Raw genomic sequence first — 14,837 nt, forward strand, 5'->3', positions numbered from 1 at the left:
AGTATTCGGCATTAGTCACGACGAAACGGGCCGGAGTTTCCTCCGACCCGTTCCGTCTGACGCGTGTTCGATCCGGCTGGATCAGTGCCCTCAGGCGCTGAGGGCCTCGCCGGTCTTCTTGTCCACCACGGTGGTCGAGCCACCGGCGGCCGCGATCTTGCTGACGGCGGAAGCCGAGAAGGCGTGGGCCTTCACGTCCAGCTTGACGCCTTCGAGCTCGCCCGAGCCGAGGACCTTGATGAGCTCCTTCTTGTTGAGGACGCCCACCTCGATCAGCTGCTCGGGGCCGACCTGGCCGCCCTCGGGGAAGAGCTCCGCGAGGCGGTCGAGGTTGACCACGGTGTAGACGAGCTTGTTGTGCGGCTTGAAGCCCTTGAGCTTCGGCAGGCGGATCTGGAGCGGCTGCTGGCCGCCCTCGAACCCTGCCGGCACGGTCTTGCGGGCCTTGGTGCCCTTGGTGCCGCGGCCGGCGGTCTTGCCCTTCGAGCCCTCACCGCGACCGACGCGGGTCTTGGCCTTCTTGGCGCCGGGGGCGGGCTGCAGGTCATGAATGCGGATAGCCATGACTACTCGACCTCCTCGACGTCGACCAGGTGACGGACACGGTGGACCATGCCGCGGTACTGCGGGAGGTCCTCTTTGTAGACGGTCTGGCCGATCTTGCGGAGGCCGAGCGTCTGGATGGTCGCACGGGCCTTCGGCTTCTCACCGATGACCGACTTGTGCTGGGTGATCTTCAAACGTGCCATGTCGCGTTACCCCTAAGCCTTCGCGGCCGCGGCGGCCTCGGCGCGGGCGCGCAGCAGGCCCTGAGGAGCGATGTCCTCGAGCGCCATGCCACGGCGGGCCGCGACGGCCTCCGGGGACTCGAGACCCTTGAGCGCGGCCACCGTCGCGTGGACGATGTTGATCGCGTTCGAGGAGCCCAGGGACTTCGACAGGACGTCGTGGACGCCGGCGCATTCGAGCACGGCGCGCACGGGACCGCCCGCGATGACACCGGTACCCGCGGAGGCGGGCTTCAGCAGCACGCGGCCGGCCGCGTCCTCGCCGAAGACCTCGTGCGGGATGGTGCCGCCGATGCGGGGGACCTTGAAGAAGTTCTTCTTCGCCTCTTCAACGCCCTTGGCGATGGCGGCGGGAACTTCCTTGGCCTTGCCGTAACCGACACCGACGTTGCCGTCACCGTCGCCGACCACCACGAGGGCGGTGAAGGCGAAGCGGCGGCCGCCCTTGACGACCTTGGCGACGCGGTTGATGGTGACTACGCGCTCGACGTGCGGGGACTTCTCGGCGCGGTCGCGACCGCGACCGCCCTCGCGTCCACCGCGCCCGCCGCGACCGCCGCGGCGGTCGCCGCCGCCGTCCCGGCCGCCGGCGGCAGCTTGTGCTTGATCAGCCACGAGACTGATTCCTTTCGTTCGCTCAACGCCAGCCCGGAATAGAGCTGACTCGCATTGAATGTCCGGCTTCAGGAGCCGGAGAGTGCCGCGCCGAGGCGCAACCTCTCGATTATGCCTGGTCAGGGGTTGTTCGGCGAACGGCGGGGTCGGGCTGAGGCCGGGGACACAGCAGGACCGCCGCCGGCACTGCGAAGTCTGCCGGCGGCGGTCCTGGTATCGGGGAGGGGCTAGAGCGCGGTCACGTCCCACTGCTGGCTGGTGGAGCCGTTGCAGGTGGCCTGGACGATCGCGGCGTTGTTGGCGGTGGAGGCGGCCTGGAGGCAGAGCCCGGAGTGCTGGGCGACGATGGCGTAGTTGCCGTTCGCGGACGCGCGGAGGGAGAAGCGCTGGTTGCCTCCGGCCCAGCAGCCCCACTGGCCGACGGGGGCACCGCTGGCCGTGGCCTGGTCGAGGACGTCCCAGCACTTGCCGGTGGCGGTGTTGGAGACGGCGCCGACCTTGGAGCCGGGGTAGACGGGGTCGAAGGTGAAGGCCTGCGGCGCGCCGTTCCAGCAGTCGTACTGGATGAGCTTGGTGCCGTCGGTGCCGGAGCCGCTGGGGACGTCGATGCAGCGGCCGGAGGCGGCGTTGACGAACTTGGTCGAGTACGGGCTGCCGTCCTCGGAGCCGACGACGCCTTGGACCGTGCCCGCTGCGGCGTCGATGTTGAGGGTCGAGTACCAGGTCAGGGTCATGCTCGTGTTGCTCGGGAACGCGATGGGCAGCCAGACGTACTCGCTGTCCATGGGCTTGCCGCCCCATTGGGGTCCCCAGCGGTCGCCCATGTAGAGGTAGCTCGTCCCCGCCGTGCCCTGGACGGTGGTGACGAAGGTGGGCTGGGAGCCGTAGGTCGTGGAGTTCCCGGCGTTGGTCCAGCCGGACCAGGCGCCTTCGGGGAAGTTGGTGGTGGTGGCGTACTGGGTCTGGTTGGCGTTCCAGCCGGTCGCGCCCGAGGTGACGAGGAAGTAGACGCCGTTGCGCTGGAAGACGGCGGGGGCCTCGCGGTGGTAGCCGTCGAAGACGTAGACGAGCTCGTCGATGGCGAGGTAGTCGGGGGTCAGGCGGTAGACGTTGAGGTCGTAGTTGACGTCGGCGGCGGAGATGAGGTAGCCGGTGCCGTCGGTGTCGACGAAGAGGGTCATGTCGCGGGAGTCGTATCCGGCGGGGCGGAAGGAGCCCTGGTACTCGTAGTCGCCGTCGACGGTGTCCGAGACCGCCACGGCCACTTCGGCGTCGCCGTAGTCGACGCCGTTCTCCTTGTGGGCCCAGAGGACGTACTTGCCGGTGGCGGCGTTGTAGACGACCTTGGGCCGTTCGATGTTGGCCGGGGAGAGGTCGGGGTCGGATTCGGCGCTGAGGATGTCGTTCTCGAACGTCCAGTTCACGAGGTCGGTGGAGCTGTACATCGAGACTTGATCGAAGAGGTAGTCGTTGCGCTGTTCGCCGACGAGGTAGTAGGTGCTGCCGACCTTGAGCATGCCGCCGCCGTGGGCGTGCATGAGGTTGCCGGAGGTGTCGGTGATGGTCTGGCCGTTGTCGAACGCCACGGGGGCGGCCGTGGCGGGGGCCGGGGCGGCGAGACCGAGGGCCGTGGTCACGAGGGCCGTCGCGGCGGCGAGGGCGCCCAGCCGCTTGCTTGCTGACATCGTCGTCTCCTTCACGAGCGCCCCCGGGACGCGGGGGCGTGATCGAATCATTTCGATATTTGCACAGATTTGGCCCCTTGTAAAGACCCTTCGTATAACCGGTATAAGAACAAATATCTTCACCTTTTCGGAGAACCCGATAAAGTTACTCCGGCGTCGTCCCCCGATCGGGTAGGTCTTTCTGTCGGCTACTCGACTGTCGCCGAACCCAACGTCATCGCGACTTGTCCGATTCAATCGGAAACGCACGGCGTGCGGCGAATTCCTTATCGCGCAAAAAGGACATTTGACAGCGGGCGATGACTGAACGTAACAGGGACTTAAGACGGCGGGACCCCATCACCTGCCGATACTCCGCTAGCGTGGTCACTACAACCCGTTCGGTGACACCAGGGACCGTGGGCGTCGGCGCCCCCGCGGCCCCTTTCTTTCAGCAATTCGGAACCCATAATCCGTGCGCATTCAATTCCTCCATTAGGGATGAATAGATGCGTTTATCCGTCGTGCCCTTTGGAGGCTTATTCAATGCGTCGGCTCCGGCCGCACATCCAGCGGCTCGCCCGATTCTCAATCGTGGGGGCCACCTGTTTCGCGATACAGGCGGGGATCCTTCTCGTCCTCAGCGGGGCCGGGGTGCCGGACACGGCCGCGAACGCGGCCGGATTCCTGGCCTCGGCGCAGGTCAACTTCCTGCTCAGCTCCGCCTTCACCTGGGCCGACCGCCGCCTCCCCGAACCGGGGGCGCGGCCGTGGGCGGCGCGCTGGGTCTCGTTCCAGCTCACCGTCGCGATCAGCCTGGCCTGCAACACGGGCGTGTTCGCCCTCGTCTCGCCCTACCTGCCGCCCGTCGCGGCCTCGGCCGTCGCCGTCTGCGCCGGCGCGCTCCTCACCTACCTCGCCAGCGACCACCTCGTCTTCCGCCGCCGCAAGGCGCCCCAGACCGACCACTTTGGAGATACCCATGACGATCATCGCCGACCAGCCGCGGCATTCCCAGGTCCGAACGGCCGCACCGCCGCCGACTGACGGTGTGGCCGTGGTGATGCCCGCCTACCGCGAGGAGGCGAACGTCGCCTCCACCGTGCAGGACTTCCTGTCCACCCTTGTCCGCGAAGGCATCCCGCACGCCGTCATCGTGGTCGACGACGGCAGCGACGACGACACCGGCGCGATCATCGACCGGCTCGCGGCGGCCCACCCGGGCCGTGTCATCGCCGTCCACCACGCACAGAACCAGGGCTACGGCGCGGCCGTGCGCACCGGACTCGAGACGGCCCTGCGCCGCACCGGGTTCCGCGAGATCCTGCTGACCGACGCCGACTGCCAGTTCCACGCCGACGACCTGGTCCGCCTGCGCGAGTTCAAGAAGGAGGAGCGCGCCGACGCGGTCATCGGCTACCGCCGCCGCCGCGCCGACCCGTGGCGCCGCCGCCTCAACGCCAAGGTGTGGACCCTGCTGTGCAAGACGCTGCTGCGCGTCCCCGGCCGCGACGTCGACTGCGCCTACAAGCTCATCGACCGCTCGCTCCTGCAGGACCTGCGCCTCAGCGGCGAGGCCGCCGCGATCTCCCCGGAACTGCTGTGCCGCATCAGCGGCGACGGCGCCCGCATCGTCGAGCACCCCGTCGAGCACTACCCGAGGGAGCACGGCGAGCAGACCGGCGCGCGCCTCTCCGTCGTCCTCAAGTCCCTCATCAGCCTCGCGGTCGTCTACGGCCATATGGTCAGGGACGCCCGCCGCCTCGGCTGGATCCGCCGCCTCGCCTCCCCCAAGGACCCCGGCGCGGCCCTCGTCGCCCTCGCCGCGTGCCTCATCGCCGTGGGCGCGTACCTCTACTTCGCCGACCACGGCTACCTCCTGGCGTACAAGGACGCCAACTCGCACCTGCTCATCGCCAGACGCGTCGTCGACAGCCCCACGGCCGGGCTCGCCCAGCTCGGCGGCGTCTGGCTCCCGCTCCCCCACCTCCTCGCCGCACCACTGGCGGTGTGGGAAGGGCTGTACCTCAACGGGTTCGCCGGGGCGGCGGTCTCCATGGCGTCCTATGTGGTAGCCGTGCGGTTCCTGTTCACGCACGCCCGCTCGCTCTCGGGCCACTGGGCCGGGGGCCTGACCGCCGCCGGGCTCTTCGCGCTCAACCCGAACGTGCTGTACCTCCAGGCCACGGCCATGACCGAGCTGCTGCTCTTCGCGTGCGCCATCGTCGCCCTGCACTACCTGCACGAATGGTGCCTCGAAGGGCGCCTGCGGGACCTGTCGCTCGCCTCGGGCGCGGTCCTAGCCGCGACGCTCACCCGCTACGAGGGCTGGATCCTCTGCGCCGTCGCCGGGGCGCTCGTGGCGTACACCGCGCTGCGCCGCCACCGCCGCTACTCGCACACCGAGGGCTCGGTCGTCGTGTTCGGCTTCGTCGCGGGCGCGGGCGTCCTGGGCTGGATGGCCTGGAACCTCGCGATCTTCGGCGACCCGATGAACTGGAAGTCCGGCGAGTACGCCGACGCGTCCCTGTGGGTCTCCGAGGGCGAGAAGAACGTCGGCTCGCTGCCGACCGCCGCCGAGACGTACGGCCTCGCCTCGCTCCACAACCTCGGGATCGCCACGGCCGCACTGGGTGTCGCCGGGCTCGTGCTCTACGCGGTCCGCCATCGGCTCCGCTCGAACCGGCTCGTGCCCTACGCGATGCTCGCGTTCGCGCCGTTCTTCGTGTGGGCCCTGTACACCGGCGAGCGGCCCCTCCACGTCAAGGAGGTCATGGGCGCGCTCTACAACGTGCGGTTCGGGCTCATCATGCTCATCCCCGCCGCCGTCTTCGCCGGGTACCTCATCGGGACCCTCGCCAAGCGCCTGCCGGGCCGCCGCCTCGCCGCCGGGACCCTCGCGGCCGCCGCGGTCGCGGGAGCCACGGTCGCGGTCGACGGGGCCGTCACGCTCGACGAGGCCGTCGAGTACCGCGCGAGCGGCTGGGAGGTCGACAACGCCGCCGTCTCCGAGTGGCTGCGCGAGCACCACGACGGCGGAACCACGCTCATGATGTCGTTCGAGAACGAGTCCGTGACGTTCGAGTCCCAGGTCCCGACCGGCTCCCTCGTCTACGAAGGCTCGTACCTGATCTGGGAGCAGGCTCTCGAAGACCCGCACGAAGCGGGGATCGAGTGGATCTACATGCGGGCCACGCCGGGCAGCGAGGACGACGTGTTCGATGCCTTGTGGGGCACCGAAGTCCTCGACGAGCACTACGAACTCGTCTACGACGAAGGCGACCGCCTCGTCTACCGCGCCGGAGGTGCCGAGTGAACCCCGACGCCCCGCCGACCGGGCTCAGCGCCCAGAAGCTCCTCTCCCGAGGCCAGACCGCCCTCGCCGCGTCCGTCGTCGGCTTCATCGCCGCGGCGATCGGCCTCGACCTGCTCACCGGGTTCGGGCCCAGCCCGCTCCAGTGGGCGCAGGGCGGCATGTTCGCCCTCATCGTCCTGTACCTCGCGGTGATCGGGTTCAAGCTCGCGATGGTCCTCGGCTCCGGCCGGTCCACCGCGATGCGCTTCGAACCCGGTGCGCTGCAGACGTTCCCGGACGCCGAACTCCCCCGCTACACCGTGCTCGTGCCGCTCTACCGCGAGGCCGCCGTGGTCCCCGGGCTGGTCCGGCGGCTCAGCGCCCTCGACTACCCCGAGGACAAGCTCGAGATCCTCCTCCTCGTCGAAGCCGACGACGGCGAGACCCGGACCGCGCTCGCGGCCCAGGGGCTCGGGCCCGCGTTCAAGACCGTCGTCATCCCCGACACGGCTCCGAAGACGAAGCCCAAGGCGTGCAACGTGGGCCTGGCCCGCGCCACCGGCGAGCTCTGCGTCATCTTCGACGCCGAGGACCGGCCCGACCCCGATCAGCTGCGCAAGGCCGCGCTCGCGTTCCGGGTCCTGCCCGACCGCGTCGTGTGCGTGCAGGCCGAGCTCCAGTACTGGAACCCCTGGACGAACTGGCTCACCCGGTGCTTCTCGGCCGAGTACGCCACGAACTTCAGCCTCACCCTGCACGGCATGGACCGGCACCGCCTCGCGATCCCGTTGGGCGGCACGTCGAACCACTTCCGCATCGACGCACTCCGCGACCTCGGCGGTTGGGACCCGTACAACGTCACCGAAGACGCCGACCTCGGCATCCGCATCGCCCGGCGCGGCTGGGACGTGCGCATGTTCGTCTCCGTCACCGAGGAGGAGGCGAACTCGCGCCTGGGCAACTGGATCCGCCAGCGCAGCCGCTGGATCAAGGGGTACCTGCAGACGTGGCTGGTGCACTCGCGCGAGCCGCTCAAGCTGTGGCGGGAGCTCGGCACGCGCAAGACCCTGGCGATCCACCTGACCCTCGGGTTCTCCACGGTCACGACCCTCATCAACCCGCTCATGTGGGCGTTGACGCTGTCGTACTTCGTGTTCGGGCCGCAGTGGATGGAGCCGCTGTTCCCGCCTGCCGTCCTTTATGGAGGCATGTTCGCGATGATCGCGGGCAACGCGCTCATGTGCTACGCGCTGATGCTCGGCTGCCTCAAGCGGGGGCTGTACGCGGCGGTGCGGGCGATGCTCACGGTGCCCCTGTACTGGGGGCTGATGAGCGTGGCGGCGTACAAGGCGCTCGGGCAGTTGCTGCGGCCCAGCAAGCGGCACTTCTGGGAGCTGACGGAACACGGACTGGACACATCGGACGAGGTCGAGGAGGAGGTCGTTCATGCTCGGTGAACGCTTGGGCCGCTTGGCGGCCGGAGCGCTGGTGGGGGCCGCGCTACTGGTGGCGCCGGGAGCGCAGGCCGCGCCTCCGGCGGAGTTCGAGAGGCTGCTCGTGGTGGGCGGGCTCGAGGAGCCGACGTCGTTCCGGTTCACGCCGGACGGCGACGTCCTCATCGCGGAGAAGAACGGAGCGATCCAGCTCCTGCACGACGGCGTGCTGCACGACCACCCGCTGATCGAGCTGGCGACGGCGGGCTCCGACGAACGCGGGCTGCTCGGCCTCGAGCTCGACCCGGACTTCGCTTCGAACGGGTACGTGTACGTCGGCTACACGGCCGCTGACAACCTGGACCGGTTGAGCCGCTTCACGATGGCAGGCCACGCGATCGACCCCGGCTCGGAGCTGGTGCTCATCCAGTCGCAGCAGGACGCGAACGTGTTCCACCACTCCGGGAGCGTCAAGTTCGGCCCCGACGGGAAGCTGTACTGGACCCTCGGGATGAACACGAACAACCAGAACCCGCCCAACCTGGGCAACGTGCACGGCAAGATGCACCGCATCAACGCCGACGGCTCGATCCCGCCCGACAACCCGTTCGTGGACACGCCCGGGGCCGAGCCCTCGGTCTGGGCTTATGGACTGCGGAACTCGTTCCGCTGGGACTTCGTCCCCAGTGGACCGAACGCGGGGAGCGTTCTCGCCGGTGACGTCGGCGGCTCCGAGTGGGAGGAGCTGAACCTCATCGAGCGCGGCGCGAACTACGGCTGGCCGCACGTCGAGGGGGTGTGCGCGGACTGCCCTTACGCGCAGCCGGTGTACGCCTACCCGCATACCGCGCCGCCTGCCAGCGCGGGCTCGATCTCCTCGGTCGAGGTGTACGAGGGCGGGCTGCTCGGCGAGCAGTACGAGAACGCGGTGTTCTTCGCGGACTACACGCTCGGCTTCGTGAAGTACCTGGTGATGGACGAGGCCTTCGAGACCGTCGTGTCGGAGCACGACTTCGACACCGAGGCCGGGACGCCCGTGGAGCTCCAGACCGGGCCTGACGGGGCGCTGTACCAGCTGAACATCTACCCCGGTGAGCTGTACCGGATCGCGCCTTCGGGCGGGAACCGGACGCCGGTCGCCGCCGCTTCTGCTACTCCGGACAACGGTTACGCGCCTTTGGAAGTCGAGTTCTCCTCGGCGGGCTCCGCCGATGCGGACGGCGACGCCCTGACCTACGCGTGGGACTTCGGGGACGGCGAGGCCTCGACCGAGGCGAACCCCGTGCACACCTACACCGAGGACGGCGTCTACCAGGCCGTCCTAACGGTCTCGGACGGCGAGAAGTCAGCCGAGTCGACGGTCGAGATCCAGGTGGGCAACACCCGGCCCGAGGCCGTGGTGCTCACGCCCGAGGCGGGCCTGACCTACGACGGTGGCGACCTCGTCTCCTTCACCGGCTCGGCGACGGATCCCGAGGACGGCGCGCTCGACGCCGACTCCCTGTCCTGGACCGTGCAGTTCCACCACGCCGACCACGTGCACCCGTTCTACGGACCGGCCGAAGGCGCTTCTGGCCAGATCGAGATCCCTCGGGCCCCGCACGGCGGCGACAACACGTTCTACCGGATCACCTTGACCGCCACCGATTCCGGCGGCCTCACCGACACCGCCTCCGTCGACGTGCACCCCAACACCGTCGAAGTCGCGATCGCGACCGACCCGCCGGGCCTGGAGTTCACACTCGACGGGCGGCCGTTCGAGACGGCGACGAAGCGGATGGTCGTGGGCACCGAGTACGTGCTGGGCGCGGAGTCGCCGCAGTACGCGGGCGGTTCGCGGTTCCAATTCGCGGGATGGTCGACCGGTGCCGAGCAGCAGCACACGTTCACCGTCCCGGGCGAGGACACGGCCGTGACGGCCCAGTTCGAGGAGCTGCCGTACCCGCCCGCGCCTTGGGAGTCCACGGACATCGGCGAGCGGACCCAGCTGGGGCTCAGCAGCTTCGACGACGGCGAGTTCACCGTGACCGGCGCGGGCTGGGACATCTGGGGCGAGACCGACGAGTTCCATTTCGTCCACCGTCCCCTCGCCGGGGACGGTTCGATCACCGCCCGCCTGACCTCCCAGGAGAACACGAATCCATGGGCGAAGGCCGGAGTGATGATCAAGGAGTCGACCACCGAAGGCTCGACCTACGCGGCGATCGCGGTGACACCCGAACACGGGGCGCATTTCCAGGCGGACTTCGGCACTGACGGCGGCGGCTTCGCATACACCGAGGGCGCGGCCTGGCTGCGGCTCACGAGGGCAGGTGACGAGTTCACCGCCGAACTCTCGGCGGACGGCGTCGAGTGGACCGAGATCGGTTCAGCCGTGGTTGCGATGTCGGCCAGCGCCGAAGTGGGGCTCTTCGCGACCGCGCACGACAACACGCAGTTCTCGACGGCGGTCTTCGACTCGGTCGAGGTCGCGGCGGCCGACCCGGGGCTGACGTGCGCGGATGTCGGCGACCCGGCGCTGGCGGGTTCGGCGGAGTTCGGCCAGGACGGCACGCTCGCCATGACCGGTGCCGGTGACGACATCTGGGGCGACGCCGACCAGTTCCACTACTGCCATAAGGCTCTTGCGGGCGACGGCGAGATCGTCGCCCGGGTGGTGTCGCTGGAGGACACGAACGACTGGGCCAAGGCCGGCGTGATGATCAAGGCCGCGCCGGAGGAGGGCGCGGACTATGTGGCGGCCATGGCGACTGCGGCGGAAGGCGTGCATTTCCAGACCGGTTTCGACCGGGACGTGGACGGCCCGGCGTCTGCTGCCCCGGTGTGGCTGCGGCTCGTCCGCGAAGGCACTACGGTGACGGCCTACCACTCACCGGACGGCCAGGCCTGGGAGCCGTTCGCCAGCGCGACCCTGGAAGGCCCCGCATCGATCGGCCTGTTCGTGACCTCCCATGACGGGAGCGAGTTGAGCACGGCCGTGTTCGACTCGATCATGTTCAAGGACAGCGCACCCGAGATCCCCGAGCCATGGTCCTGTGCCGATGTGGGCGATCCGCAGAAGCCAGGCGATGCCGTCCTAGACGGCGGCACTTGGACGATCGTCGGCGCCGGTGACGACATCTGGGGCGACGCGGACCAGTTCCACTTCTGCCACCAGTCGCTCGCTGCGGACGGCTCGATCACGGCCCGCGTCGTCTCGCAGGAGGACACGAACGACTGGGCGAAGGCCGGGGTGATGCTCAAGGCGGGCACGGGGGCCGGGGCCGAGTACGCGGCGCTGATGGTGACACCGGAGAACGGCGTCCACCTCCAGACGGGCTTCGACACCGACGTGGACGGCCCGGACACGGGTGCGCCGATGTGGCTCCGGCTGACCCGCGCTGGCGACACGGTCACCGCGGCTTGGTCGGCGGACGGCGAGACCTGGACCGACTTCGGAACAGCGACCCTGGCGGGCCCGGTCGAGATCGGCCTCTTCGTGACCTCCCACGACGGCTCCAACCCGGGAACGGCGGTGTTCGACTCGGTCGCCGCCTCATGAGCCGGCGTCCCGAGGAGTAGCGGGGCCTCGGGGCGCTTGACCGCCGCCCGGGACACGAAGGGGGTGTTCCGGGCGGCGCTTTTCGCACTCAAGCAAAAGAGTATAGGTTCTGGTACTCTCTTGACTGAGAGTACCAAAACTGTGAGTACCACGAACTATACTCTTCTCGAGGTGCGGCTTCATGGACTTCTACGGACGCAAGCGCGAGCTCGCCCAGCTCGGCAAGTGGTACAGCGCCGCTGAGCGGGGACCGGGGCAGTGCCTCATCGTGCGCGGCCGTCGCCGGGTCGGGAAGTCGCGGCTCATCGAGGAGTTCGTGCGGGGCCTGGACGCCCCGTCGATGTTCTTCACCGCCTCGAACCTCTCCGCCGTCCAGGAGCTGGAGAACTTCACGCAGGCGGTGCTCGCCTCCGACCTGCCCGAGGCCGACTCGTTCGGAGAGGCGCCCTCCTCCTGGGACAACGCCCTGCGGTTGCTCGCACAGCTGCTCCCCGCAGACCGGCCGAGCGTGGTCGTGCTCGACGAACTCCCCTACCTGACCCGGCATGTCGAGGGGTTCGAGGGGAGCCTGCAGACGGTCTGGGACCGGATCATGTCCCGCAAGCCCGTGCTGCTGCTGCTCGTCGGGTCGGACCTGTCGATCATGGAGGCGCTCAACACCTATGACCGGCCGTTCTACCAGCGCGGGAACCCGGTGCTCATCGAACCGCTGACCGTGTCCGACGTCCAGGAGATGACCGGGCTGCCGCCCGCGCAGGCGATCGACGCCCGCCTGGTCACCGGCGGGATGCCGCGCCTGTGCGTGCAGTGGCCGCGCGGAGCGAACCTGGAGCAGTTCCTGGGGCAGGCGCTCGCCGACCCGGCCGACCCGTTCATCACCTCGGGCGAACTGGCGATCGGCGGCGAGTACCCGCCCGACACGCATGCACCGCAAGTACTTTCGGCGATCGCCTCCGGGGAGCGCACGTTCAGTTCGATCCTCGCCGACCTCGACATCAGCCGCATGACGCTCTCGCGATCGCTCGACAAGCTGGCGGAGAAGGGCGCGGTGGCCGCGGAGCTGCCGCTCTCGACGAAGCCGTCGAAGGAAACCCGCTACCGGATCACCGATCCGTACCTGCGGTTCTGGCTGCACCTGCTGCAGCCGGTGCTCGGCATGGTGCAGCGCGGGCGGGGCGACCGGGCGGTCAAGCGGATCTTGACCGGTTGGCCCGCCTGGCGCGGAAGGGCGGTCGAGCCGCTGGTGCGCGAGTCCTTGGCGCGACTGGTCTCCGATGCGGAGTGGGCGGACCCGGAGAGCACCCTCGAAGCGGGCGGCTTCTGGACCCGCTCGAACGACGTCGAGATCGACCTCGTCGGGGCCGACCGGACCCCGATCGCCAAGCGGATCGGGTATCTCGGGTCGGTGAAGTGGCACGAGACGGCCCCCATCGCCCGCAAGGACTTCACCGCACTCGCGGCCGTCGCGGCCCGCGTTCCCGGGGCGTCCGACGAGACGCCGCTGATCGGCGTCTCGCGTGCGCGCAGCGAACTCGGTCCCTGGACGGCGGTGTACTCGGCCGAAGACCTCGTCGAGGCCTGGCGGTAACCGCTTCCACGTTTTATAGGACTACGGTTTATAAAACCGTAGTCCTATAAACCTCGCCCTACTTGATGGCGCCTGCCGTCAGGCCTGCCTGGATCTGGCGTTGGAAGAGGACGTAGGCGATGAAGATGGGGATCATGGCGAGGACGGTCCCGGCGAAGAGCGCGCCCGAGTCGCCTTCGTAGCCTTGGCGCAGCGCCAGGTTGGCGAGGCCCTGGGAGATCATGGCGTCCTCTGGGTTGCGGCCCAGGAGCACGAGCGGCAGCAGGAACTGGTTCCACTGGCCGATGACGTTGAAGATCGTGATCGCGACGAGCCCGGGCTTGGCCATCGGCAGCATGACCTGGAAGAACAGCCGGTAGTGCCCGGCGCCGTCCACGACCGCCGCCTCCGCGACCCCCGTTGGCAGCGTTCGGAAGAACGCGGTCAGGAAGAACACCGTGAACGGCAGCGAATAGGCGATGTAGACGATCACGAGCCCGGTGTAGGTGTTCAGCAGCGCCACGTTCTGCAGGGTCTTGAACAGCGGGAACAGTGCCAGGAAGACAGGGAACATCATCCCGGCGGCGAAACCGAAGTAGATGATCCGGTTGCCGGGGAACTCGTAGCGCGCCAGCACGTAGGCGGCCATCGCGCCCAGCAGCATCGTGCCGGTGACGCTGAAGACCAGCACCTGCACGGTGTTGAGGAAGTAGCCGCCGATGTTGCCGTTCGTCCAGGCGTTCACATAGTTCGCCCAGTGCAGCGCCTCGGGCAGGCCCAAAGGATCGGAGGCGATCTCCCTCGTGGTCTTGAACGAGGACACCACGATCCACGCCACGGGGACGATGACCATGAGCGCCCACAGCCACAGGAATCCCTGCGAGAAGACGTTGAGCACGTTGCCTTCGGGGCGCGGGGCGCGCTGCGGGGTCCGCGACGCGGGGGCGTCCTGGGCGGTCTCGGTGTCGGTTGCCATGTCGCTCCTCAGAACTCGATCCGCTCGCGGCGGCCGAACCGCAGCGACACGACCGCCAAGGACAGGGCGGCGAAGAACAGGACCACGCCGAGCGCCGACGCGAACGCCTGCTCGCCGTGGTTGAACGCGTACTTCCAGATGACGCCGCCGACCACTTCGCTCGCCGCGTTCGGGCCGCCGCGCTCGGGCGTCATCATGTAGATGAGGACGAAGACGTCGAGGGCGACGATGGAGAGGTAGATCCACGCCGTCTGCACCGAGTCCCACAGGAGCGGCAGCGTGATCTTGAAGAACATCTGCGCGCGCCCGGCGCCGTCGATGATCGCCGCCTCGTACAGGTCGCGCGGGATCGACGCCATCGCCGACGAGAAGAACACCAGGTAGAACCCGACCGCGCTCCACACCAGGACGCCGATCACCGACGCCAGCACGAGCCGCGTGTCCGCGAGGAACCCGTTGACCGGGGCCGGAAGCCCCACAGCCGTCAGGGCTCCCGTGATGAGCCCGCCGAAGTTCTCGGGCGCGTACACCTGCTTCCACAGGATGCCGATGATCGCCACCGACAGCACCTGCGGGAAGAAGTACACGACCTTGTGGAACCGCGCCCCGCGCACGCCCTCGATGCGGCCCTGGCGGACCTTCCCGCCGAGGTTGAGCATGAACGCGAAGAACAGGCCCAGCGCGATCGTCACGACCGGCAGCACCACCAGGATGATCCCGGTGTGCCGCAAGGCGGGCAGCACCAGCCGCTCGTCCTTGAACAGGTTCGCGTAGTTGTCGAACCCGATGTAGTCGAACGAGTTCGACGAACCCGACCAGTCGGTCAGGGAGATCTGGAAGGCCTGGGCGAACGGCAGGATCACCAGCCAGGCGTACAGCCCCACCGGCAATGCCAGGAAGCTCAGGATGAACGGGTACCTGCCGTGCTTCACAGCCCAGGCCCTCCTCTCGAATAGCC

General features: G+C 68.6%; 11 protein-coding genes. 5 read left to right on the forward strand and 6 right to left on the reverse strand.

Annotated features, from left to right (window positions below):
* Positions 1-90: 90 nt before the first annotated feature.
* The 4 genes from rplO to ACGGCP_RS05390 form a co-directional block, all read right to left on the reverse strand.
* Positions 91-564, reverse strand: coding sequence for a 50S ribosomal protein L15 (gene rplO / locus ACGGCP_RS05375; protein ID WP_392961381.1), 474 nt, complete (start codon positions 562-564; stop codon positions 91-93).
* Positions 565-566: 2 nt separating this feature from the next.
* The gene (gene rpmD, locus ACGGCP_RS05380) at positions 567-749 is read right to left on the reverse strand and encodes a 50S ribosomal protein L30 (RefSeq protein WP_106361906.1); all 183 of its coding nucleotides are present in this window, start codon (positions 747-749) and stop codon (positions 567-569) included.
* Between the two features lie 12 nt (positions 750-761).
* Positions 762-1,403 (reverse strand): 30S ribosomal protein S5, encoded by a 642-nt coding sequence (gene rpsE / locus ACGGCP_RS05385; RefSeq protein ID WP_392961384.1) that lies wholly within the window; start codon positions 1,401-1,403, stop codon positions 762-764.
* 227 nt (positions 1,404-1,630) lie between these two features.
* Positions 1,631-3,088, reverse strand: coding sequence for an RICIN domain-containing protein (locus tag ACGGCP_RS05390; protein WP_392961387.1), 1,458 nt, complete (start codon positions 3,086-3,088; stop codon positions 1,631-1,633).
* A 573-nt stretch (positions 3,089-3,661) separates the two neighbouring features.
* On the opposite strand from ACGGCP_RS05390, the gene ACGGCP_RS05395 reads away from it, so the two are divergent.
* From ACGGCP_RS05395 to ACGGCP_RS05415, 5 genes are all read left to right on the forward strand, one after another.
* Complete coding sequence (locus ACGGCP_RS05395; RefSeq protein WP_392961390.1) at positions 3,662-4,114, forward strand: GtrA family protein; 453 nt, start codon at positions 3,662-3,664, stop codon at positions 4,112-4,114.
* Positions 4,050-6,383 carry a glycosyltransferase gene (locus ACGGCP_RS05400; protein ID WP_392961392.1) on the forward strand — a complete coding sequence of 778 codons (2,334 nt, stop codon included), beginning with the start codon at positions 4,050-4,052 and terminating at the stop codon, positions 6,381-6,383. The genes ACGGCP_RS05395 and ACGGCP_RS05400 overlap by 65 nt, the downstream gene beginning before the upstream one ends.
* Positions 6,380-7,819: a glycosyltransferase family 2 protein gene (locus ACGGCP_RS05405; protein WP_392961394.1), complete on the forward strand. Its 1,440-nt coding sequence runs from the start codon at positions 6,380-6,382 to the stop codon at positions 7,817-7,819. Before ACGGCP_RS05400 ends, ACGGCP_RS05405 begins: the two co-directional genes overlap by 4 nt.
* Complete coding sequence (locus tag ACGGCP_RS05410) at positions 7,809-11,336, forward strand: PQQ-dependent sugar dehydrogenase (RefSeq protein ID WP_392961397.1); 3,528 nt, start codon at positions 7,809-7,811, stop codon at positions 11,334-11,336. Before ACGGCP_RS05405 ends, ACGGCP_RS05410 begins: the two co-directional genes overlap by 11 nt.
* 181 nt (positions 11,337-11,517) lie before the next feature.
* On the forward strand, positions 11,518-12,924 hold the full coding sequence (locus tag ACGGCP_RS05415; RefSeq protein ID WP_392961400.1) for an ATP-binding protein: 1,407 nt from the start codon (positions 11,518-11,520) through the stop codon (positions 12,922-12,924).
* A gap of 58 nt (positions 12,925-12,982) precedes the next feature.
* Here the strand turns inward: ACGGCP_RS05415 and ACGGCP_RS05420 are convergent, their stop codons facing one another.
* Both ACGGCP_RS05420 and ACGGCP_RS05425 read right to left on the reverse strand, forming a co-directional pair.
* Positions 12,983-13,879 (reverse strand): carbohydrate ABC transporter permease, encoded by an 897-nt coding sequence (locus ACGGCP_RS05420; RefSeq protein ID WP_392961402.1) that lies wholly within the window; start codon positions 13,877-13,879, stop codon positions 12,983-12,985.
* A gap of 8 nt (positions 13,880-13,887) precedes the next feature.
* A complete protein-coding gene (locus ACGGCP_RS05425; protein WP_392961404.1) occupies positions 13,888-14,811 on the reverse strand; it encodes a carbohydrate ABC transporter permease in 924 nt (307 codons plus the stop codon).
* Between the last annotated feature and the right edge of the window lie 26 nt (positions 14,812-14,837).

It is taken from the genome of Glycomyces sp. NPDC048151 (assembly GCF_043202775.1).
GTDB lineage: Bacteria > Actinomycetota > Actinomycetes > Mycobacteriales > Micromonosporaceae > Glycomyces.